Origin of the sequence: Scytonema millei VB511283 (assembly GCF_000817735.3) — a bacterium.
Taxonomy (GTDB): domain Bacteria; phylum Cyanobacteriota; class Cyanobacteriia; order Cyanobacteriales; family Chroococcidiopsidaceae; genus Chroococcidiopsis; species Chroococcidiopsis millei_B.
The window spans coordinates 878087-900306 of record NZ_JTJC03000001.1 but is presented as its reverse complement, the minus strand read 5'-3'; the positions used below and the strand labels follow the sequence as shown (position 1 = coordinate 900306).

Annotated in this window: 16 protein-coding genes; 2 read left to right on the top strand and 14 right to left on the bottom strand. The window is 42.1% G+C overall.

The features are described 5' to 3' along the window. Window positions 1-45 precede the first annotated feature (45 nt). The 14 genes from QH73_RS04065 to QH73_RS04000 all read right to left on the bottom strand — a co-directional run bounded on the left by QH73_RS04065 (window position 46) and on the right by QH73_RS04000 (window position 18307). Window positions 46-1569 (bottom strand): lipopolysaccharide biosynthesis protein, encoded by a 1524-nt coding sequence (locus QH73_RS04065; protein ID WP_039715326.1) that lies wholly within the window; start codon window positions 1567-1569, stop codon window positions 46-48. A gap of 322 nt (window positions 1570-1891) precedes the next feature. Beyond that, entirely contained in the window at window positions 1892-3583 is a 1692-nt protein-coding gene (locus QH73_RS04060) for an ABC transporter ATP-binding protein (protein ID WP_309476445.1), read from the bottom strand. A gap of 148 nt (window positions 3584-3731) precedes the next feature. Continuing rightward, on the bottom strand, window positions 3732-6125 hold the full coding sequence (locus QH73_RS04055) for a glycosyltransferase (RefSeq protein ID WP_052290004.1): 2394 nt from the start codon (window positions 6123-6125) through the stop codon (window positions 3732-3734). 214 nt (window positions 6126-6339) lie between these two features. After that, entirely contained in the window at window positions 6340-7491 is a 1152-nt protein-coding gene (locus QH73_RS04050; RefSeq protein ID WP_039715324.1) for an acyltransferase family protein, read from the bottom strand. A 55-nt stretch (window positions 7492-7546) separates the two neighbouring features. Next, the gene (locus tag QH73_RS04045) at window positions 7547-8500 is read right to left on the bottom strand and encodes a class I SAM-dependent methyltransferase (protein WP_132866594.1); all 954 of its coding nucleotides are present in this window, start codon (window positions 8498-8500) and stop codon (window positions 7547-7549) included. A 41-nt stretch (window positions 8501-8541) separates the two neighbouring features. Further along, window positions 8542-9405, bottom strand: coding sequence for a glycosyltransferase family 2 protein (locus QH73_RS04040; protein ID WP_052290003.1), 864 nt, complete (start codon window positions 9403-9405; stop codon window positions 8542-8544). Window positions 9406-9639: 234 nt separating this feature from the next. Continuing rightward, window positions 9640-10419 (bottom strand): FkbM family methyltransferase, encoded by a 780-nt coding sequence (locus tag QH73_RS04035; protein ID WP_039715322.1) that lies wholly within the window; start codon window positions 10417-10419, stop codon window positions 9640-9642. A 58-nt stretch (window positions 10420-10477) separates the two neighbouring features. Continuing rightward, window positions 10478-12508 carry a N,N-dimethylformamidase beta subunit family domain-containing protein gene (locus QH73_RS04030; RefSeq protein WP_052290002.1) on the bottom strand — a complete coding sequence of 677 codons (2031 nt, stop codon included), beginning with the start codon at window positions 12506-12508 and terminating at the stop codon, window positions 10478-10480. Beyond that, window positions 12505-13710, bottom strand: coding sequence for a DegT/DnrJ/EryC1/StrS family aminotransferase (locus QH73_RS04025; protein ID WP_132866591.1), 1206 nt, complete (start codon window positions 13708-13710; stop codon window positions 12505-12507). The genes QH73_RS04030 and QH73_RS04025 overlap by 4 nt, the downstream gene beginning before the upstream one ends. Further along, window positions 13703-14677, bottom strand: coding sequence for an SDR family NAD(P)-dependent oxidoreductase (locus QH73_RS04020; protein WP_132866589.1), 975 nt, complete (start codon window positions 14675-14677; stop codon window positions 13703-13705). Before QH73_RS04020 ends, QH73_RS04025 begins: the two co-directional genes overlap by 8 nt. A 5-nt stretch (window positions 14678-14682) precedes the next feature. Further along, window positions 14683-15378 carry an acyltransferase gene (locus tag QH73_RS04015; protein WP_039715320.1) on the bottom strand — a complete coding sequence of 232 codons (696 nt, stop codon included), beginning with the start codon at window positions 15376-15378 and terminating at the stop codon, window positions 14683-14685. Further along, a complete protein-coding gene (locus tag QH73_RS04010; protein WP_039715319.1) occupies window positions 15351-16472 on the bottom strand; it encodes a DegT/DnrJ/EryC1/StrS family aminotransferase in 1122 nt (373 codons plus the stop codon). Before QH73_RS04010 ends, QH73_RS04015 begins: the two co-directional genes overlap by 28 nt. Then, a complete protein-coding gene (locus QH73_RS04005) occupies window positions 16469-17596 on the bottom strand; it encodes a Gfo/Idh/MocA family protein (RefSeq protein ID WP_201277940.1) in 1128 nt (375 codons plus the stop codon). Before QH73_RS04005 ends, QH73_RS04010 begins: the two co-directional genes overlap by 4 nt. Window positions 17597-17770: 174 nt before the next feature. After that, window positions 17771-18307 (bottom strand): acyltransferase, encoded by a 537-nt coding sequence (locus QH73_RS04000; RefSeq protein WP_039717385.1) that lies wholly within the window; start codon window positions 18305-18307, stop codon window positions 17771-17773. Between the two features lie 116 nt (window positions 18308-18423). On the opposite strand from QH73_RS04000, the gene QH73_RS03995 reads away from it, so the two are divergent. After that, window positions 18424-18603 carry a hypothetical protein gene (locus QH73_RS03995; RefSeq protein WP_132866586.1) on the top strand — a complete coding sequence of 60 codons (180 nt, stop codon included), beginning with the start codon at window positions 18424-18426 and terminating at the stop codon, window positions 18601-18603. A 943-nt stretch (window positions 18604-19546) separates the two neighbouring features. Next, the gene (locus QH73_RS03990) at window positions 19547-21820 is read left to right on the top strand and encodes a GumC family protein (protein ID WP_039715318.1); all 2274 of its coding nucleotides are present in this window, start codon (window positions 19547-19549) and stop codon (window positions 21818-21820) included. The last annotated feature ends 400 nt before the right edge of the window (window positions 21821-22220 follow it).

Genomic DNA, 22220 nt, shown 5'->3' with positions numbered 1-22220 from the left:
CTGAAACTATGTCATAAGCTAGGACTAAAACTGGCTCGTTCGAGTTTATTGAGAGGGAAATTTAAGTTCTTTAATTGCGGACAGCATTTCAACCAAAGTATTTCTACCAGCAGGAGTAAACATCCACATTGCTATATAAAGTATGCAGTACAAGATAGAACTGATAAATAAACTAAGTCCTATATTCATACTCTTTGGCAATAGCCGATCTATGCCAATAATTGCAACAGCAGCAACTGTTGAAATCAATACTGGTCGAGAAAGAGTAATTGCTAACTCAGTTAATTTCAACGATGTCCCTCGAATACAATAAGCAAACGCAGGAACTAGGAGAATCACTTGAGATAAACTAAAAGCTGCTGCTACTCCAATAGCATTCCAGTGAATACCGATGAGAAAGGCACTTACATCCACAATAGCTGCGATCGCTCCCCAGCGGAACATTCGAGCGGTTCTACCTAATGATTGATAAATCCATCCAGTCCACAGAATCCCGACTAAAGCAGCTGGTGCCAATAACCGAAAGATCGGTACAGAATCTAACCATTGCGGTCCTAAAAATGCCAGAACTATCTTATCAGCAGCAGCAAATGTAAATGCAACAATCGGCATTCCAAGCGCAGCCATAGCCAACAGAGTTTTATACAAGTAGGCATTGTACTTCTCGGGTTCGTTTTGCAAACGACTGAGAGTTGGGAGAGCTACGTGCCCTACCGGAGTCGTAATCTGTCGAATTGGTAAATATAACAATTGATAAGCTTTAGAGTAAAGTCCTAACTGTTGTGGACCCCAAAAGTAACCAATCAAAATATTGTCTAAGTTACGCGAGAAATATTCAACAAAATAGAAACCAGTGAGGTTACCACCAAAGGCTAACATTGAGCGAACGCCAGAATTTCTGATTGGCAAGCCCGGTCGCCAGTCACTAATAACCCATACTCCAATGGCATTGACAAATATAGTGATTAATTGCATGAAGACCAATGCCCAATAACCCGCACCATACAAGGCAGAGATGATAGCAGTAACTAAGCCAGCTGTTAGCGAAATAATTTGGATTTGAGCAAGGCTAGAAAAGCGCATCTGTCTCCATAGCAGAGCCTCGCACTGAGCAGTTAAACCGCTAAAGATAAAACCACTCGCCAAGGCAACCGTAATCCAAGTTAAACGCGGTTCCTTATAGAATAAAGCGACGACAGGCGCTAATGCAGCGACTATGAGGGCAAGAATGCACCCCATCGCCACGTTGATCCAAAATAAAGTGCTGACTTGTTTGTGGTTAATATCAGTTTTCTGGATTGTTGCGGCAGAAAGACCGAAATCTTTAAATAAGCCCAGAAATACCATAACTACATTTACCATACCAACTAGACCGTAGTCTTCAGGCGAGAGCAATCTTGCCAGTACGACTATCGATCCCATCTGAAGGCAAAATTTGAATGCTTCGGTCAAAACAACAACTGCGCCGCCACGAATAGAACGTTTTTTCAGATCGGTTTGTAAATGTTCAACTTGCAAGAATTTGTCAGGATCTTTAGTTGGAGGATCTTCTTTTAAAAACTTTGGCAAGATACTACCTCCAATGGGAAAATCATTAAATCATTTTTACTATGCAAAAATGTTTCTACGATGTTGACTGTATGCGAATTTAAAAAATAGCATTTTAGAAGAAGCAAAAGAGAAGAATGTCTTAAACTACTATTAAATATCTTTAGTAAAAACAACTTGCCATTATCGTTATTAGCGTTAATAAGTAGAGAATAGTATTTCATTAATTACCTTTTTTAACTAATAGAATTCTAGTTTTTAGATAACAATATTCACAAGTAAACAAAATCAATTTCATAAGTCCTCTGCTTCAAATTTATAAAAGCGATCGAGTGCTATCTTGTCATTGACCTAAAACAACTTCCTGATAAGTGCCTGATTTGAGAATTCTGCCCCGATCGAGCTGATAAATACGATCGCAATGTTCGATCGTCTTGAGACGATGGGCAATGATGACGATTGTCTTGTTGCCACTCAAGCCTTTAGTTACTTCTGTTACAAGCTGCTCGGTTTCAGTATCTAGAGCAGCAGTTGCCTCATCAAATACCAAAATGTCTCTTCCATGATAAAGCGCACGTGCAATACCTATTCTCTGGCGTTGCCCTCCAGATAAGAGAACTCCCCGCTCGCCAACAACAGTTTTGATACCGTCTGGAAGTTGCTCGACTACTTCGCTGAGTTGAGCGATCTCAATTGCCCTTCTTAATCGATCGAGGTCGATTAAACAATCAGGAACACCGAAGGCAATATTTCGCTCCACGGTATCATCAATTAAAAATATGGACTGGGGAACATAGCCAAGCAGATTTTGCCAAGCGCGCAAATCTTCATAAACCGAAACTCCGTCCACTTTAATATCACCAGATTGAGGAAGAAAAAGACCCAAAACAACGTCGACTAAAGTAGTTTTCCCAGAACCGGACTTACCAATTAGACCAATAGATTGACCTTTTTGAATGGTCAAGGAAATTTCGTCTAATACTTTCCTTTCAGTATCAGGATACTGAAAAGAGATCTTGTCCAAAACTATCTGCTTCCACGCTGAAAAGGGTAATGGCTCGGAACTTGATAACAAATTATTGACGCGGTAACTAACGCCAGTAGATAGACTTTTTGATTTTTCTATCTCCTGAAAATCAAAAAATAATTTATCAATGGCAAAGGCATTCGGTCTAAAAGTATTGATATTACCAATTAAATTACTTATCGCTGGCAGAAGGCGGATTGAGGCAAGACCGAAAATTCCCAAAACAGCTGTTAAATTTTGTCCTTGTCCTTGATTTAAATTAACATATAAAAGTGTAAAACTGACTAGAAATGTAATCATAAATGCTTCAATGACAAAGCGTGGAAGATTACCATAACTAGCATTCAATGAAAAATTTTTAGCGAGCCTGTTTGTCTGTTGCTCCATCTGTTGCACGAAATAAGATTCGCACCCAATCACGCGGCTTTCTTTCAACCCTCCTAAGCCATGATTTAGGATACGGATAATCTCTTTAGATGCCGACCATCCTTCTTGCGCCCAGAAAGCTAAGCGACTTTTTAGTAACTTAACTAGTCCGACGAGGACAGGTAATAATAGGGCAATCTGAAGCATTGCCAAGGCACTAGTTTTAATTAGAAGTAAAGTTAAGGCTACAATGATAAAGCCATTAGAGACAGCTGTTAAAAGAGACATCACTACATTGATACAAACGATTTCAGTAGTCGTAATAACATTCTGAATTATTGTTGCAGAGTTCATTCGTAAGTGGAAGCTGTAGGGAGCTTCAAGGTAGGTCTTTAAAAGCCTATGGCATAGATCCCCTCGTAAGGTATGACTAAATTGAAATACTGCTTTTTGAGCTTCAAAACTCAAAAATGCTTTTATGTAAAAAGCAATCAGAACCACTGCACCTAAAACAATCAAAAAATACTGTTCGGAGACAAAATTTAATTGGTTGTGGATTAAGCCCAGCCAGTAATTAGTCTTAATTATATTTGGATTAGTAGCGACAGTAATAAATGGACCAATCATGGCAGTTCCAACCACTTCTAAACCTGAGATGATGAGGAGGAGAAATGCTATTACTAGAAGTGATTTATGATGTCCCTTGGTGAGGTATAGAAGCTTAGATATGAATTGTGGCATAAATATTGCGATCGAGATGAAAATATTAGCTAAACGACTTCTATTCTCGTTATAAATTCTTAGTTAAAAAATAGCTACATCTATCAATCCTCTTAAAAATCGCATACCCGTTGCGTAGGCAAGGATTTTGAGATTCCAAAATATAGGTAGAGGTCGAAGATAGATACTGATATTCTTTATAGCCTTGTAAAGTGTTTATACCTTCTAAGATGAAGAACTTTGACATATAAAAGTTGCGATCGCTTAATTCTATATTGGAAACCACATCGGAAGTACCCATTAGTACCATATCGAAACAATCTATTTCATTTTCTAACTTAATCTGACCAATACAGTTTTCAATATCGATGGTAAAACTATTAGTACAGTTTATTGGTAACTGATAGAATTTAGCAGTGGAATGATTTTTGTAACGCCTTTGCAATTTAGTAAATTGAGGAGATGATTGATTTATACAAAATACTGTAATACCTTGAGCTATTTCTTGACAGGTATTGAGAAGCAACTCAGCCATTCCTTTGTCTAAGGACACTCCAATTAGTAAAAGATTTTTAGCATTTTCTTCCTTTATTAACCTTTTAATGGTACTCAATAATTCGTCATTTCTTATTTCTGAGATAGGAAAAGGCAAAAAATATCCATATTTAGCTTCTAAAAGATTTAGAGGTGATATCAGTTTATGACTTGTTTGCTGAATTTTCTTCAAAAATTTTTTTCTAAGTTCCGAACGAATGAAAACTCTGTTATTTCTTAGTTTAGCATTCTTAGGCATTACTTCTGATGAAATAATTTGAATCTCGGATGATTTCAGAACCTCTCTGGCAGAACTGTTCGAGTTTCGATCGCTTAACTTTAATAACTGATTATCTAATGAGATAACTTCCAAGTTACTAGCAAGGCTTAATTGACTACACGCTCTAAGCATTAGACAAATATTCTTAGTCCATTCACTCAAATTTCGGTCTGGCAAATGATGAACGCTAGCTCGATATACCCGCCAATCAGATGATGCAACATGTTGTTTGTTTGTCTTTGTTAGTAAGTTAACAATCCACCGCACGCGATCGAGTTCAGTATGACTTAAGTTAGGAAATTCGTCACATCGTTTCTTCGCTTCCTCTAACTTCCCTAAGCAAAGCAGAGCAACAATAAAGTAAGCCCATTCAACAGGATCGGGATCGAAAGCTTTGTATACTTCGAGAATACATTTGATCGATGGAATAATCCATTCGAGTGCTTTTTCGGCATTGCCTTTGTAAAGACTGCAAATTGCTAATCTTAATTTAGGCTCATGCATTATCCCGACATGATAAAGGCATCTAAAGTATAAAGCTTCGGCTTTATCGTATTGATGTGCCTCTAGTTCTTTGTCACCTTGGTGAATCAGCATTGAGTTCAACCCATCACATTTAATATGAGAGTTGATCGCTCTAGATGCTTTTTCTACAACAATAAGTGGCTCAAAAGGACTGGTTTGAATCACTTTTTGATGAGGCTTGAGATTCTTATGTAAATTAAACCACTGAAAAATTTGGTCTCGCTGTTTCAATGTGTGACGAGAGTGAGCTAGCTGATAACCAGCATTAATAATACTTTCAAGCTCCTCTTGATTCTGAAATAAATAATCTAACTTATCTAATACATTATGTTCGTCAGCAAAAACACAATTCTGCATATCAACGAAGCCCGCAGCTTCCAGAGCTGAAGATTGTTCCGTAATCAAACAAGCTCTGGAAGCTGGAATCTCAAGATGTTTCCGCACCATTTCCTTTGCTACAGTGCCACACGCTGGAACAAACCAAGAAGCGTTAATAGTGCGAGCATATCGTTCGCCATAGATCATGCGAGCAGTCGCTTGCTTGCCACCATAGCCTAGATGTGGACACACAAGGGAAGGATAATATTGTGAAACACATTTAAATATCTTTTGTCGCCAAGGATAGAGAGCATAGTTAGCTCCAGTAAAAAGTACTGGTACAATTTTTGACTCGCCATAATCTCTATATATTTCAGCATCTATAAAATTCGGCCAAACAAATAAGTTTTCAGCAATTTCTGGTGTGTGTTCAGCCGCAGTAATGCTAATAGAAAAGAAGGTTCCTATCCCCCAACGTTCCATGTCAGATAAGAAAACTGCACGGCTGTTGCACCATGCATCCGCATTCAGTAAACCTAGTTTGGGTACTTGCGGATGAGTATGAGTATTTTTTATTGTTAGCCTATGGCAATCTAAAATATTGCCAGCATTTTCAAAAAGAGTCAAGTCGGGCTGATATTTATCGCAGATTTGCTGGTAATCGCAATCCTCATGGATTAAAATGACTTCAAAGAACTCTGACAAACATTTGATGTGTTGCTGCCTATGTAACAGAGTAAAATTAGGTAAATTTTGGTCGTGCTTGGGCTGAAAGAATACTAGCTTAGGTTTAGTAATATTTTCCATGTTTTTTTGAAAAATAACGGTATTTTATAGAGCTGCTATGATTGGCGTAGCAGTTAGCTAATAAGTCAATCACTCTTGAAGAGGTTTAAAACCTTGCTATAGTTGGCATAAAACTATAAAAAAATAAATGAGCGTATTTGTCTAGCTTACTATCTTTTACATTTTTGTAATACCTTTTTGCGATCGAGCTTGACTTTTCCTCGTCACTCAATTATTAGCTTGGCTTCAGTAATGCTTTTTCATAGCCAAAATGTTTTTTGAAATTATTAATCGGCTTTTCGACCAAGAACCAGGAAGGGATGGCAATAGCGAGTGTAGCTATAACCTTCAAAACAAATACAAACAATAGTGGAATTGAATTAGCTAAATTAAAGTACCAAAATATATGGTCAAAGATAGGATTCATAAAATAATGATAGACATAGATTCCATAACTTATTTTGCCAATAAACACGAGAGGTTTCAGTTCTAAAAATTTTCCTAAAATACCACCAAAACCTTTTGCCGCACCGTTGATTAACCATACAAAGAAAACGGCTAAAACGGTGGGTCGAATCAAGGCATTAAGTAGCACTGTTCCGCCAAAACCGAAAGAAACGATTGTAAAAAAAACTAGTAATGGTAGGCAAATCCATAGACCACAATTACATAAATTTTGCTTGATATCCTTAAATTGATTACGGTTATGTGTATAGAATGCTAACAATGAACCCAGTCCAAATGCATCTAAAGATCCAAGAGGAAAGACACTGATTTGAATTGAACTTAAACCTAAACCGTAGTAGCCTATAAATCTAAATATAGGTGCTAGAGCAATCGTTATTAAGATGGCTCTTAACAATTGTTTTTGGGGTAATAAAAGTATCACAAGTGGCCAAATTAGATAAAATTGCTCCTCCATCGCTAACGACCAAAAGTGGGATGCATAAATATCCCACGAATTTTGAGCAAAAACCATGATATTGGTCGTGTATGTTAAGTGCCAAAGAAAGTCGCTTCTAACCTTCTTAAATAGAATTGCAGCGACGGCAAGAGTCATGTAGTAAATCGGAAAAATTCTTAGAAAACGACGTATGTAAAATCTTTGAAGTGTAAATCCGATACTTTGCTTATTTGAGCTAATGATATCTCGACATCGTAAGAGTATACCAGCGATCAAAAACCCACTAAGTACGTAAAAGAGCGTAACTCCCGATCCCCATTCCAAAGGAAATGCTGGTTCCCAAGCAGCTAGAAGAGAACCATAAACACTACCTGGTATATAATGCTCAAGCACTACACCAAACACAGCCAGTGCTCTTAGAGAGTCTAGCTGAATCATATAACCTGGGCTGCTAGTTTGAGAAAGCTTTTTGAATACACTCATGTTTTTTTGCACAGAGTACTAGATTGTACCAACGTGATGACTCACTCGCAGAAGCCTACCGTGAAAGCCATGTGCGAAATTTGTTGATGTCTTCTTTGTACGGGCGTAGCAGTCTTTTGACGTGGAAAGCAATGGAATGTGCTTGCTCGCGAACTGTAGTTTCAAATCGATTGTGTTGCATCCGATCGAGCAACCCTACAGCAGCTGCGTTAAGCGGTGAACGATCGGTTTTTTGATAGCAGTATAGAGGATAGGGGGGGAGCTTTGGCAGACTGCGGAAACCGATCCGTCGGACATGACGTATCACTGGATAGTGAGCATCATAGAGGTGCCATATCGTCATGGGGGTTGGCTTTCGACTATCGACGTTGAACAATAGATATCCACCAGGTTTGAGACTCTGATGTAATCGACGCAGAGCCTTAGGAACATCGACCACACAGGTCATAACATCGAATGCAGTGATCAGATCGTATGTGTTTAGCGGAAGTTCGTCGGTTTCAAGATTGTAAAATGTACCCTGTATTCCCCGCTGCTCGAACCGCCAACGCGCAAAGTTTACAGCTGATTCTGAGACATCACCTAAAGAGGTCTGCCAGCCAAGCGCATTGAAAAAGAGGCTGGCAGTTGCAGCACCGCAGCCGAAATCCAGGTGATGCCCAGGGGGTACATGCTGGAGGGCATCCGCGATCACGACACCATGAGGCTGAGTCTGGTTTGTGTGATACCGCAGCGTGCCAAACAGCCAGAGTGGTTGAGCTTGATAGAAGCGGTGAATCTCATCAGGTATCGTCGATTTCCCTGTCTTGTGCCACTCCTCCGCAACCATTTCTGCGGAGTGCTCGCAGATCCAGCAAACCTTTTCAGGAGGAATTTCAAAGTACCTACTGAGTTCGTCGATGACTCCTTCGTACGGATCGGTAAAGCGATCGCCGGTAAGACAGCGTCGCCAAATATCCATAAGCTCTTGACGAGTACGTCGTGTCGAACAGCTTGTAATTACGTTCATGTGTATATCTCCTATGTTGTAAGCGATCGTTACCGACTCAGCTATGCTTGGACGAGGTTTTGAACATTACGATAAATAGTTTTGAGACGAAAAGGCCACCATAGAAAAGATAAGATGTGATAGTATCGGGCAGCGTTCTGATTTCCAGCCGATCGATAACGGTTAGCAATGTGTCTGTAATGGTGAGCAACAATACGTGGACCTAAATGCTTGACAATTTCAAAAAAGTGTTTGTTAAACACTTGCCTATAACCTTCGGCTTCACGTACCAAATCTTGAGAAATAGTGTCATTGCCACGACAATCATAAATAAACGTAGGCTCTGCCACGAAACCAAAAGGATAATGTTTTGCTAGCCGGATAACGGTATCCCAATCTTGATAAGAAATGATTTGTTCATCCAAATAACCAACGCTCTCAAGTGCTTCCTTTGCAACTAAGAGTCCTGAAAATAGTGGTCCGTAATGAGTCAATAACTCGTGATAAATGTAGCCATCTAATTCTGGAATTCCATAAGCAGTCATGCTTTCATCTTCTTTCAGAATTAAGCATTTGGAATGTACAACTTTTACGCTTTCACTTTGAGCAACTATCAGTCGTGCTTCGAGACTCTTTGGAGTGAAATAGTCATCAGAATCTAAGAAGGCAATCCATTCTCCTCGGGCTTTCCTAGCACCTGTATTTCGAGCGGCTTGAGCACCTCGATTGGTGTCATGACAGAAGTAGCGAATCCTGGGGTCTTCTTCAATCAGAGAAGCAACAACTGTTTCCGTGTTATCTTTAGAACCGTCGTCAACAACCAAAATTTCAAAATTCTGATGGGTTTGCTTCAGAACACTTCGTATCACTTTCCCGATTACGCGATCGCGCTTGTAAGTAGGAATTACAACAGAGACAAGAGACATAAAATAATTTATTTTGATAATTTATCTCGGAACATTACAAGAGTGAATAGTTTAGTATGGCGAACCTGGAATCTGAATGTGAAGCCAGGGCGGTCGAAAAAGATAGGCAATTCTTAAACTAGAATTAGAATGAGAGTTTAAGAGCAGCTTTTCTACAAGATAATACTATTGATGAAAGTTTTTCAGAGTCTAATTTTTCGGAATCTGTATTATGCGTTAGGCTATGTTGATAGCCTAATTAACCTCTACTTTATTCATCTGTATTATATGATGAGAAATGAACAAGAGATTTGCCCAACGCAAATTGGGTTTTCCATTCAGCCATTCTTCGCTCACCTGTTCGTAAATTCCAAAGAGAAAATATTTATGAGACTCAAGAAATTCTTTTATAAGTTCAAGTGGTACGTGTCGTTGATTGCTAGGGTTCATACTAGCTTCCACTTGTAAGCAGTCTATTCTCTGTTCCGTTAACATATTCACAGCACCTTTCAAAACTTCAAGATCTCCTCCCTCTGTATCGATTTTGAGGTAACTAACGCGGTCAATTCCTTCCGTTTGACAGAATTCATCTAGCGTAACGACATCTACTGATTCAGTCAGCACAGTACTATCTATGGATGGTTCCTTCGACTGATTTAATAGAAAAAACATATCAGAGTAATCGCCTTGGAGAACCATCTTGCCCCTGCCCTTTGCAGAACCAAAAGCTAGTTGGTAACAATCAACTTGCTTATTATCTTTTAAATTATTTTGCAGCTGACGAAATGTATCGCTCACTGGCTCAAAGCAATAAATGTGAGAATTTGGGAACTTGTCCAAATAGACTTTTGAAGACTGTCCTATATTTGCACCTATGTCAAAAACAATGTCAGCGCGATACCTTGGCAACGAGGTGGCAATGTCTTGAAAAGGATCGACCCCATGAGGTAATGAAGAACGATGGAGATATGTATGGTATATTTGGGTACTGATTATTTGCTCTACTAACTGCTTTGTTATACTTTTTAAATTCATGTTTTTCTCTCCGTTTACTGCTCGTAATTACGTATTTAACAATATCTTGACTGCTTAATTAACCTCTATTTATTGTGAATATATTCCTCAATCCCGTTGATTTTACTACATTCAAAATATGCCTTCGCCTTGCAAATTCTACAGAGTTCCTTTGGTAGCACGCTAGAAATTCCTGCACAACAATACCAGCAGACGGGGTTTGAGGTTTAGCTCCCATATCAGCAAACACATTGACTGCGATTTGCTGCGCTCGAAAATCAACACGAGGAGTCGTAACTCTGGGGCTATCTATGCCATTACTCCAAAATTGTTTCATTCTTCTAAGCCAAGTTTTCATTCTTCTAAGCCAACTACCTTCAACACGAGGCGTTGTAACCCAGGCACTATCTAAACCCCATACCCACTGGATAGAGCCGGTTGAAAAGACTTTGGCACCACTCGCTGCCGTGTAACGCACGGCGTTAGAAATGTTGGGATTCGTTCCAGGTGGAAGTGGTGGCAGTATGCTGTTAGCTTGGACGGGTGAGTGGGACAGAACAACCAGTCCAGGTGGAGCCAAGCCATTATTTAAAAGTGCATCCCACTCATAACCCACCAAACCCTTGAGTCTGTCCCCATTCTTGAGATTGGTATTGGCATAGTAAGGATCGGAAGCATTACTGATTATAAAATCATGCCCGCGATAGACATCACCGCGATCTGATACGTACCCAATTCCCAACAGAGTATTCTCCGGTCGATTGACCTCAGAGCTGCGAAAAAGCGTAGTTGCGGCTATGGGGTTTGTTTTAGCAATAGGGTCAATTGACTTACCAACACCGATTTTAGAAGTATCTTTGTAGACGGTCATCACGCGATTCGCTTGTCCACAACTAGAAGGATCGAACCGAACTTGCCAGTAGGCAGTGTTTGCTGAGAAGAAGGCTAGGTTGATGCCATTGTCCCTAGCTTTTTGAACGTTATTGCGCTCATCCATCGACCAATACTCATCGTGACCAACCGAGAGGAAGATCTTCTGAGAATATAATTGCCAAGGATTAGTACTCACATCTATATTTGTATAGTAGGAAACATCATAACCCTGGGATTCTAGCCAGCGAGTCATGTTGTACTCCCATGCCAGCATATTATTGCAATTGTACCCATCGGTGTTTGTCAGCCCTAAATTAGTTGCTGCATACGGGCGATCGAAGGATACTTGATAAGCTGGTTGACCCCCAGTACTATTAGCGTCATATACGCTGTAACCGCCATAATTGTTGTAAGCTTGAGCTGTGGTCACGGCATCCTGGAAACCTAGATCGGATGGGCGATTATCATCCCGTACCACAAACGGAACATATGTTTGTTTACCCGTTTTACCATCGGTCAATTTTGCCAGGTAGAGACCTGTAGTCCAGTCTATGCCTGTTTGAAGAGTATAAGAGGTATTCCATTTATACTCGACCAGTTTGGTACTGGCGTTCGTCACGATCGGAGCCGCTTGAGTCACCCCATTGAGACCCGTCACGCTGGCGATCAGTCTACCACCCTTACCACCGTAATATCCCAAGCGGTAGACATCCAGTCTGTATTCTCCGGCTTGAGCCAGAGAGATTTTCAGATTTAACGCTTGCCCTTTGTTGATACTGGTCGCATCCCCATAGCCAGCAATCTCATCGTTCATAGCCAGATTGATAATTTTCCAGGCGGTTGTTCCAACCTTTCGATTTTCCAAGACGATCGCATTTTGAGCCGCAACAGCCACCGCTGAACTAGCAATGGATTTACTGCAACCCCATGAATCAACCCAGCTTGCCAACATCCGCACCTGCTGTTCCAGTAAAAAATTATGTAATGTTAGCGATCGCCCTGTTTCGCCAACAATATCAATCCAATGACCGTCTAGTAACTGTTGCCATTGGTAGTTAATAGTCACTCCTGCTACACTCAAACTAGCATTGTTAAAAATACTTGCAACTAAGGTATGACCGACTGTAGCACTACCTCTAAGAAAAATCAGATAAGTATCTTCTTGTGCAAGCGGCTGAGTAAATTGTCGGACATTCTTGCCATAATCTTTACGCATATCGAACACTTGACTTGTCATGCGATTAATTTCACATTGGCTGCAAAAATCTTGCTGACGTAATCTTGTTCTTTTTCAGTGATTTGGTGAAAGAGGGGTAATAAAATAGACCGTTCTTGTGCTAGTTCGCTCTCAGGCAATCGATCGCACCTTCCGAGTTCATGCTGACACTCTGCCAGAGCAATTCCACATGACCAAGCCTCAATTTGATATGCCTCTTCGCGATGGGCGCACATGATCCCGCGTCGCGTGGAAATACCCGCATCCAACATCGCCTGCATGACCTGCACCTGGTCGCACTGCTCCGGTAAGCGGACGCAATAGCTCTGCCAGTTACTTTTTGCCCAATTTGGCTCGGTGGGCAATTTTAATCCAGGCACGTCTGAGAGCTGGTCTTGGTATCGCTCTGCTAATAAACGGCGACGTGCCACAATTTCTAGTAGGCGTTTGAGTTGTTCCCGTCCCACTGCCGCTTGGATATCAGTCATTCGGTAGTTGTAGCCCAACATCGGGTAGGACTCGAAAATCACTTGTTTCGCACCGTGGCGTACAGTATCGGGGACGCTCATCCCGTGTTGTCGCCACAGACGAAACTGCCGATCCCATTCAGGATTGCTGGTGGTTAGCATTCCACCATCACCAGTCGTAATTACCTTACGGGGATGGAAGGAAAAGCAGGCAATATCGCCGTGGGGTTTGCCGATCTTTTCCCACTCCCCATCCCAGAGAATTTCACTGCCAATTGCACAAGCCGCATCTTCGATGACTGGCAAATTGTAGCGACGGGCAACGTCCAAAATCGCTTTGAGGTCGCAAGGCATTCCCATTTGGTGGACGACGAGAATCGCGCGGGTGCGATTGCCGATCGCGGCTTCAATCAAAGTGGGATTGATATTGTAAGTGTGCGGTTCGATATCCACAAATACGGGGATCGCACCGCAATAGCGAATACTATTGGCAGTGGCAATATAGGAGTGACTGACGGTAATTACCTCATCCCCAGGTTTTACGCCAACAGCTAATAAAGCTAAATGCAACGCCGTGGTGCAATTAGACACTGCACAAGCATAGTTTGCTCCTACGTAAGCGGCAAACTCCTGCTCGAAGGCGGTGACTTCGGGTCCTTGCGTTACCCAGCCGGACATGATTGCTCGCTTAGCGGCATCTGCCTCGGCTTCACCCATCCAAGGTTTGGAGATCGGGATGTGCCTCTGTTCAGACATTGCTTGTTTCCTTTGCCAGCTTTTGTTCGCGCCACCATTTGACAAGCTGACACAACCCCTCTTCTAGTGAAACCTGTGCCTCAAAACCCAGCAATTCTCTGGCTTTGCTCGGATCTGCTAGTCGCCGCTGCACGGGGTTAACTTTGCGTTCTGCACCATACTCTGGCTGCAAATCTGACCCCATCACCCTAGCCAAACTGTAGGCTAGGTCGTTCAAACTGCTTTCTACACCACTAGCAATGTTAAACACTTCGTCCGTCACGTCGGCTTGAGCGGCGAGAATGTTTGCCCTGGCGATATCTTCGATATAGACGAAATCCATTGTTTGCTTGCCATCACCGAAAATCAGTGGCGGTTGACCTGCGGCTATGCGATCCATCCAGCGGATCAGGACTTCGGTGTAAACGCCATAAATATCCATGCGCGGACCGTAAACGTTGAAGTAGCGTAAGGCTACGTAGTCCAACCCGTACATGTCATAGAAGCTGCGTAACAGTCCTTCGTTAAATGTCTTAGCTGCACCGTAAATCGTGCGGTTGTTGTAGGGATGGTGCGATTCTGTGGTAGGGAACTCCTCTGCCATGCCGTAGATTGAGGCGGAGGAGGCGGCGACTACCTTTTTCACCCCAGCATTCACCGCCGCCTCTAAGACGTTGAAAGTCCCATTAGCTAGAACTTCCATTGCTAGGCGGGGTTCTTGAGCGCATTGAGTGATGCGGATCGCTGCTTGGTGGAAGACGATATCCACACCTTGCATGATATCGGCGAGGAGTTGGCGATCGCGGATGTCACCTTCGACAATGACTAAATGTCCGCGTTCTTGTGCTAGAGCTAAGTTTTGGCGCTGTCCACGGGTAAAGTCATCCAAAACTATAATTTCAGCAACTTCTTCTTTAACTAACAAATCGGCAATGTGGGAGCCAACTAACCCAGCACCACCCGTAATTAATACACGTTTATTTTGCATATGCTTTAATTGCTCTGTGATGGCTCATATCCTTCTCGCCAGCGTAAAAACCGAGCAGGAACGCCAGCAACGACGGCAAATGGTGGTACATCTTTGGTGACAACGGCTCCAGCACCAACAATACTACCTTTACCAATCGTTACCCCAGGAAGAATGACGGCATTCATCCCTATATCAGCTCCTGATTCTACTTTTACCGATTTAATTTCCAGGTCGGTTTGAATAATCGGAACATCTACTGGAAATGCGGTATGTGTTGAACCAAGTACTTTTGCTCCTGGTCCCCATCCCACATAATCCTCAACGATCAAATCACGCGCATCGAAGTAACTCTGCGGACCGATCCAAACGTAGTTACCGATCGCGCACCTGCCATCAAAGCGTCCTTGAATGTAGCTCTGCGAACCAATGAAAACGCGATCGCCAATCTCAAATGTTTCTAAATGTTTGAAGCCAACACCACTACCAATCCGAACGCCATGACCGAATCGACGTGCCATTGTACGCCAAATAATTCGCCGCATTAACAAGTCAAAATCACCCTCGCCAATCGTGAAGCGATTGTACAATTCAAGTAATTGGTCATTGCTGTACTGATGGCGCAAATGTTTTGCCATCCCCACTTCAAACTCTGGGTCTGGTTTCAGCTCTTGGGAGCCGTGTGTAGCTGTGACTACCCTACTTTTTGCCAATTCATACATGGAAGATTCTCGCGTACTACAGCACTTACAACTTCTAATTGGTTGAGAGAAAGTTCGGCATACATAGGTAAAGAAAGGACTTCCCTTGCTGCTCGTTCGGCGTGGGGAAAATCTCCCGACTGATATCCTAATTCGGCGTAAGCTGGTTGCAGGTGTACGGGAATGGGGTAGTGAATGCCTGTTTGAATCCCCTGCCTGTGTAGTATCTGTTGCAACCAATCTCGTCGGGGCGATCGCACGGCGTAGACATGGTAAACATGATAGCTGTAGGGCATAACAGTAGGAGTTGTCACCTCCGAACTTGTCAGTAACTTGTCATACTGTGTGGCATGTGTTCTTCTTGCCTCAGTCCATTGGTCTAAATGGCGTAACTTCACCCGTAAGATTGCTCCTTGGATGCCATCCATCCGGTAGTTATAGCCTTTGAGCAGGTGATGGTATTTCTGTTCTTGTCCCCAATCGCGCAGCATCCGCATTTTGCGCTCGTACTCGGGATTATTGGTGACGACCATACCACCTTCACCACACGCCCCTAAGTTCTTGCCGGGATAAAAGCTGAAACAACCAATGTCGCCAAGACTACCAACTCGCCGTCCTTTGTACTCGGCTCTGTGTGCCTGTGCCGCATCTTCAATCACCACGAGACCGTGACGGCGAGCGATGTCGAGAATCGGTTCCATGTCGGCTGCTTGACCGTACAGATGCACTGGCAGGATTGCTTTTGTCCGCTCGGTAATTGCTGCCTCAATCTGCGTCACGTCAATCGTATATGACACTGGATCGATATCGACAAAAACCGGAGTGGCTCCGGTGTAACAAATTGCGGCTGTGGTGGCAACAAAAGTGAAAGGAACGGTAATCACTTCGTCACCCGCACCAATTCCAACGGCTAATAATGCTAAGTGGAGAGCGCTAGTTCCTGTATTGACAGCAATGCCATAATCGGCATTACAGTAATGAGCGAACTCTTCTTCTAAAGCAACAACTTCGCTGCCTAGCACAAATTGCGTACTTTCTAAAGCTTTGAAAACGGCAGAATCAATTTCGTCTTTGATACTCAAATACTGCGCTTTTAGGTCTACGAATGGGATCATACTGCTACCTCCGCTCCGCTTAGTTCAACTAATTGACCTTGCTGCTTGATGGACTGGGTAGCAGCCTCTAGAATTCTGACAACCCGCAGTCCTGCTTCCCCATCGGTAATTGGACGTTTGCCTTGCTGGATGCAATCAACAAAGTGTAATGCCTCGGTTTGCAACGCTTCAGTCATATCTAACTTTGGCGACCACATATCTCCGGTGCGATAGCCAACTAACATTTGGTAAACGTTCTCAGGACTGCCATTGACTGTAATTCCTTTGTCGTACACCTTAATCTTTTCACTTGGTTCCAGGTCGTCATAACAGATCATTTTTTGACTACCCCCAAGCAGGGTACGACGAACTTTAACTGGCGCTAGCCAATTTACGTGGATGTGGGCGATCGCGCTGTTATCGAAAAATAATGTTAGGTAGGCAATGTTTTCTGGTTCGCCAGGAATGTGACTCATTCCTGTCGCCGAGACAGCGGTTGGCTTAGCTTGCAACACGTAGTCCATAATCGAGAGGTCGTGGACTGCCAAATCCCAAATCACATTTACATCGTGCTGGAATAGCCCCAAGTTGACCCGGACAGAATCGTAGTAATAAACGTCGCCTATTGCTTTACTGGCAACGAGTTCCTGCATCTTACGGACTGCACCCGTGTAAACAAAGGTGTGATCTACCATCAGTACCAAATTTCGCCGTTGAGCTTCCTCAATTAGTCTGATGGCTTGTTCGGAGCTAACAGTCATTGGTTTTTCGACGAGTACGTGTTTGCCAGCCTGCAAAGCTGCCAAAGCTAAATCGTAATGAGTCGAAACTGGGGTCGCGATCGCGATCGCATCGATTTTTGGATCTGCCAATAAGTCTTGGCTATCTGTCGTCACTTTCACGGCTGGATAACGCGATTGTACTTTAGCCAGCCTTTCTATTTTAAAATCGCTCACGGCTACGACCTTTGCTCCTGGGAGATCGGCAAAGGTACGAACTAAATTGGGACCCCAATAGCCATAGCCTATGACACCAATATTAATTGTATGAATTGCAGAATTTTGCTCATCCGAACAAATATTTCCCCGCTCGGGGTAAGTACTTAAATCGACATTTTGTGTCAAGCGATCGCGAGTATTTGTCATAGGATTAGATCGGCAGAAGTAAATTTACACAACTTCCAGTTTCTAGACCTTACTACAAGTAGTCTTGCTAACTGCAAGTTTTCTGAAAAACTGTATCTCTAAGATTTTGAATATTGCGTGTTTGTGTTGTAAATAATGTCTACTCGGGCTGAGCTTGAGTTATAAGAAATTCATCTAAATTGAATTGTTCGATCGTAATCGAATATTTGTTTTTGAGCCGTTATCGATTAATTTGCGTCCATTCGTAGCACTGCCGACCACCCGAGCGGGAACTCCAACTACAGTTGCGCGATCGGGAACATCGCAAGTCACAACTGCTCCAGCACCAACTATGGCACTTTCTCCAATTGTGACTCCTGGCAGGATGGTGGCATTGCTGCCAATAGAAGCACGGCGCTTGACTCTAGTTTTAATGACAGACCAGTCAGCTTCGGTTTGCAGGCTGCTATCTTCGTTGGTGGCGCGAGGGTAAAGGTCGTTGGTGAACATGACTCCATGACCGATAAATACTTCGTCTTCTATAACCACACCCTCGCAGATAAAAGTATGCGACGATACTTTACATCTAGTACCAATAACAGCATTTTTTTGAATTTCTACAAAAGTTCCGATTTTGGTTTCATCCCCAATTTTGCAACCGTAAAGATTGACTAACTGTGGATGAAAAATACTCACGCGATCGCCTAGTTCTACATCATGATTTATTGCCATTTTTTCTAGCTCGTAATTATAATTAAACCTGAAAAATGCCAATCGATTTATTAAATTTTTCTGAAAATAAAAATTTTTTCCAGTGGCACTGCTTATATATTTCTGTTTGACTTTATATGGATGAAGTTGGATTTGGCGAACGACCATTCACTGTCTGCCAGCACGTCGATCCCAGCTCAGCTTATGTAGAAAGTCGCCATGCCAATTCCCTCACCTTGAGTCAGATGGTTGCAGACATGCGCTATACCATTTGCACGTTTGCCACCTTTACAGATTGGTTAATCCTACGGCACTGATGTAGCTAATACAACAATAACTGTACGGCTTAATTCTGCAAATGAGGCAGTCGAGCTGCAATTGAAAAGGTCGTGTAAAGACAGTTTACGATCGCCAGGCAACTGCCATAACATGCCAAAACGGTTTGCGATCGCCAAGCGGCTATTCTAAATTTAAATGCTGTTTCTATCGTCTAACCAGTAAAGTTGAACCTATCCCCGAACATTTGCTTGTACGTACTGGTAATGCAAGCAAAGATTGCAGTTGCCATCTAGGGGACATCCGGCTCCGATAGCACCGTAAGTTCTGCCAGAACTGACCGATCGGACGATCAAATTCTATAAATAAATTTCGAGTTGTTACGTACATGTTTTTTAAGTAGCTCTCTCACCCACGATTTTTAACGAACTGCAAGAGCCTTGTCTGACTGGATCGCAAAGAATCGGTCGACTCAGATCCCATTACCTAGTTTGGTATCGCATCGATTTAGATTTGATACCAGCAGAAGCTACCGCTACGTCAGCAGATAACAGTTTCCCCCAACTAGATATTGCAATAGTCACAAAAACTAATAGATAGAGTAGACATTTTGGTAGGTTGCATCAAAATCTCGTAGCAAGGATTGCAGAGATTTGTGTATAAGTTCATTCAATCACTCTAGTGATAGATATACAATAAAGAAATAATAAAGATAATGTAAATTTCCTGTGAAGTACTTTACAAGGGACCCAAAAACCGAAATCTTGTTTAAAACAGATTGATAATTTTATGGACTAAGTGGTAGATTTGTACATGCCCTCCCAATCGAGAGTAGCAAGGACTTGTTTTTAGCCGTATACGCACTCAACTCCCTAAAGAGGGAAAGAAGTAGCAAGCGAACTGTGTATTCAGTTGAGTATCAGGCTGATTTCAAACTTGAGTAAGTTTCTAAGACCCGTTATTAAAAAATAAACAGAGTCTATTATGAGAAATGTTAGCTCCTCTCATCAGTCGCCCGCTCAGATCTACAGCCAGCAACTTCAGCCTCAACCTCAGCTCTACACAACTCAACCTGATGACACCAATGAAGGTGGATTGAATGTCAGTTGGTTGCTAGGAGCAATTCGGCGCAGAATACTAACAATTATTATTGGCACAACCGCAGTTGCCAGTGTATCTGTATTACTAGCTGCGATCGGAACTCCAACTTATGTTGCTAAGTTCGAGCTGTTAACTGAACCCGTAACCGCTGAAGATAAAGTTGTATCTTCTAAAGAGGAAGAGAAAGAAGAAAAGGATTCTCCGGGGTTAGATGAGACAACTTTGAAGGTTTTACAAAGTCCGAAGTTGATGTCTCCCATTACTCAAAAACTACAATTATATTACCCTGGCAGCAGCACACCTCAATTGAACATCAAGCTGTTGCCCAACACAAATATTTTAGAAGTTAGCTATAAAGATCCTAATTTTGAAAAAGTTCAATTTGTCTTGGACACAGTAGCTGAGGCTTACTTAAAATACAGCCTAGAGGAACGTCAGACAGACGTTAATTTAGGAATTCAGTTTGTCGAATCTCAACTGCCACAGTTGCAGAGGCAAGTGGAAATTTTACAACAGCGCCTTCAGGGTTTTCGGCAACGACATGGTATTGTTAATTCCGACACTCAAGGTCAACAGCTCTCTTATCAGCTCGATCGAATTGAACAGAAGCGACTGGAGATCCAGACTCAGTTATCTAGCAGCACAACTTTTTACAATAATCTGTACGAGAAACTGCGATTGCAACCGGATACAGCGGCAGCAATTACCGAACTGAGCGAATCGTCTCACTATCTGAAGCTGTTCAACTTACTCCAAGATGTAGAAACTAAAATTGCGGCGAAATCGTCACGCTACAAAGAAGATAGTCCTGAATTTCAATCTCTGTTAGCTCAACAGCAGCAGTTGCTGCAAGCTGTTAGAAAAGAGGAACGGCGCATCGTGGGAGATCGATTGCCAAATGGAACGGCAGACTTAATAGATACAGCCTCTCCCGGTTCGGCTCGTTTAAGAGAAATTCAGAAATTGACTAATGCTGCTAAACAAATTCAGTCTTTAAAAGCGCAAGACTACACGCTCAGCAAGTCCGAGAACTTATTAAGACAACAAGCTAAACAATTTCCAATAATTATTCGCCAGAAAGATGACTTAGAGCGGCAGTTAAGAATTGCTTCCGATAACTTAAACCACTTTTTAACCAAGCGCGAAGCACTACGAATTGATGCCGCTCAAAAACAAGTGCCTTGGCAAATACTCACTCCTCCTAACGAACCTCAAAATACCGCACCTACCGTTCAGCGTAATTTAGTTCTAGGCACAGCTTTAGGTTTATTAGTCAGTTTTGGAGTTGCTCTGCTTGTAGATAAACTCAATAACGTTTTTTATAACTCAGAAGAAATTAAAGATAAAACTAAATTATTAATTTTAGGTGAAATTCCTAGCGTAAAGTTCGAGCGAAATGGCAATCTGGGGCAAAAAACTGAGTTATCTGAGTTCTGGGAGGCTTTCCGATCTCTTTACACGAACGTTTCTTTTCTCGATATTAATGGGACGATTCGTTCTCTAGCAATCGTCTCAGCCGCTCCCGAAGATGGTAAATCGACAATTGCATTGTATTTAGCCCAGACAGCAGCAGCAATGGGTAAAAGAGTTTTATTGGTAGACGCAAATTTGCGTACTCCTGCCATTCATAAAATGTTAAACTTATCCAACTCGCAAGGACTGAGCAATGCGATCGCCGAAGGTTTAAACTTTCAGTATGCGATCCAACAGGTGCGTAATGACTCTGAGGAAGCTGAGGATCGCGAAGCTTTTCAAGAGGCTACCGCACAGGGCAGAGAAATATCTAAGGATAATTTGTTTATCTTAACTGCTGGTTCAATCCCCCCCAATCCATCGATCCTGCTGTCATCACCGCAAATGCAAAGCTTGGCAGAGCAACTAGAACAAGCTTTCGATTTAGTGATATACGATACATCTCACTTAATTGGCTTTGCTGATGCAAATCTTTTAGCTAGGCATGTGGATGCTAGTATTTTGACTGTAAACATGGGCAAAACAAACTGTTCTGCTCTAGCGAAGGCATTAGAGCAGTTAAACTTCTCTGCCACACCAGTTTTAGGTGCAGTTGCTAGCGGTATTCAAAGACAGCCGAATAAACTAAGTTTTCTATCAAAGCGTCAGTATGGCGTTCGCTTGTTCGCGCTCGATCGCACCTGAATCTTAAATAATTGTATCTAGATTGGACTCACCAATCTTTTCTTTGTAAGCGCCATAAGTTACGCTTGCAAAATAATCATAATAAATGGCAAGCTTGCATCTAATTTAATTTTCTTAAGACACGCTTAAATTAAGCTATGAATGAGTAAAAATAGAGAGTTTTAGTGATACTTTAATAAGTATAAGTTGTAAAAGACTTTGAGTATTTAAATTAAAGCATTGCTGCTAAGGTTTCGGCTAAGTAATAGATCGAGCAAGTTTTAAATGAATCGGTAAGCTACTATCAGTTTGCCAGAGGCATTCAACCTGCTTCTGCCAACTATGTCAGAGATTAACAGCCGATTTCGACTATTTTTTGTGCGTGCGGAGATGGCTTTATACATTACGCACAGCCAGGATT

Coding starts and splice junctions, on each gene's coding strand:
- QH73_RS04055 (WP_052290004.1), bottom strand. CDS start 6,125: ATGGAAAATATTACTAAACCTAAGCTAGTATTCTTTCAGCCCAAGCAC.
- QH73_RS04050 (WP_039715324.1), bottom strand. CDS start 7,491: ATGAGTGTATTCAAAAAGCTTTCTCAAACTAGCAGCCCAGGTTATATG.
- QH73_RS04045 (WP_132866594.1), bottom strand. CDS start 8,500: ATGAACGTAATTACAAGCTGTTCGACACGACGTACTCGTCAAGAGCTT.
- QH73_RS04040 (WP_052290003.1), bottom strand. CDS start 9,405: ATGTCTCTTGTCTCTGTTGTAATTCCTACTTACAAGCGCGATCGCGTA.
- QH73_RS04035 (WP_039715322.1), bottom strand. CDS start 10,419: ATGAATTTAAAAAGTATAACAAAGCAGTTAGTAGAGCAAATAATCAGT.
- QH73_RS04030 (WP_052290002.1), bottom strand. CDS start 12,508: ATGACAAGTCAAGTGTTCGATATGCGTAAAGATTATGGCAAGAATGTC.
- QH73_RS04025 (WP_132866591.1), bottom strand. CDS start 13,710: ATGTCTGAACAGAGGCACATCCCGATCTCCAAACCTTGGATGGGTGAA.
- QH73_RS04020 (WP_132866589.1), bottom strand. CDS start 14,677: ATGCAAAATAAACGTGTATTAATTACGGGTGGTGCTGGGTTAGTTGGC.
- QH73_RS04015 (WP_039715320.1), bottom strand. CDS start 15,378: ATGTATGAATTGGCAAAAAGTAGGGTAGTCACAGCTACACACGGCTCC.
- QH73_RS04010 (WP_039715319.1), bottom strand. CDS start 16,472: ATGATCCCATTCGTAGACCTAAAAGCGCAGTATTTGAGTATCAAAGAC.
- QH73_RS04005 (WP_201277940.1), bottom strand. CDS start 17,596: ATGACAAATACTCGCGATCGCTTGACACAAAATGTCGATTTAAGTACT.
- QH73_RS04000 (WP_039717385.1), bottom strand. CDS start 18,307: ATGGCAATAAATCATGATGTAGAACTAGGCGATCGCGTGAGTATTTTT.
- QH73_RS03995 (WP_132866586.1), top strand. CDS start 18,424: ATGGATGAAGTTGGATTTGGCGAACGACCATTCACTGTCTGCCAGCAC.
- QH73_RS03990 (WP_039715318.1), top strand. CDS start 19,547: ATGAGAAATGTTAGCTCCTCTCATCAGTCGCCCGCTCAGATCTACAGC.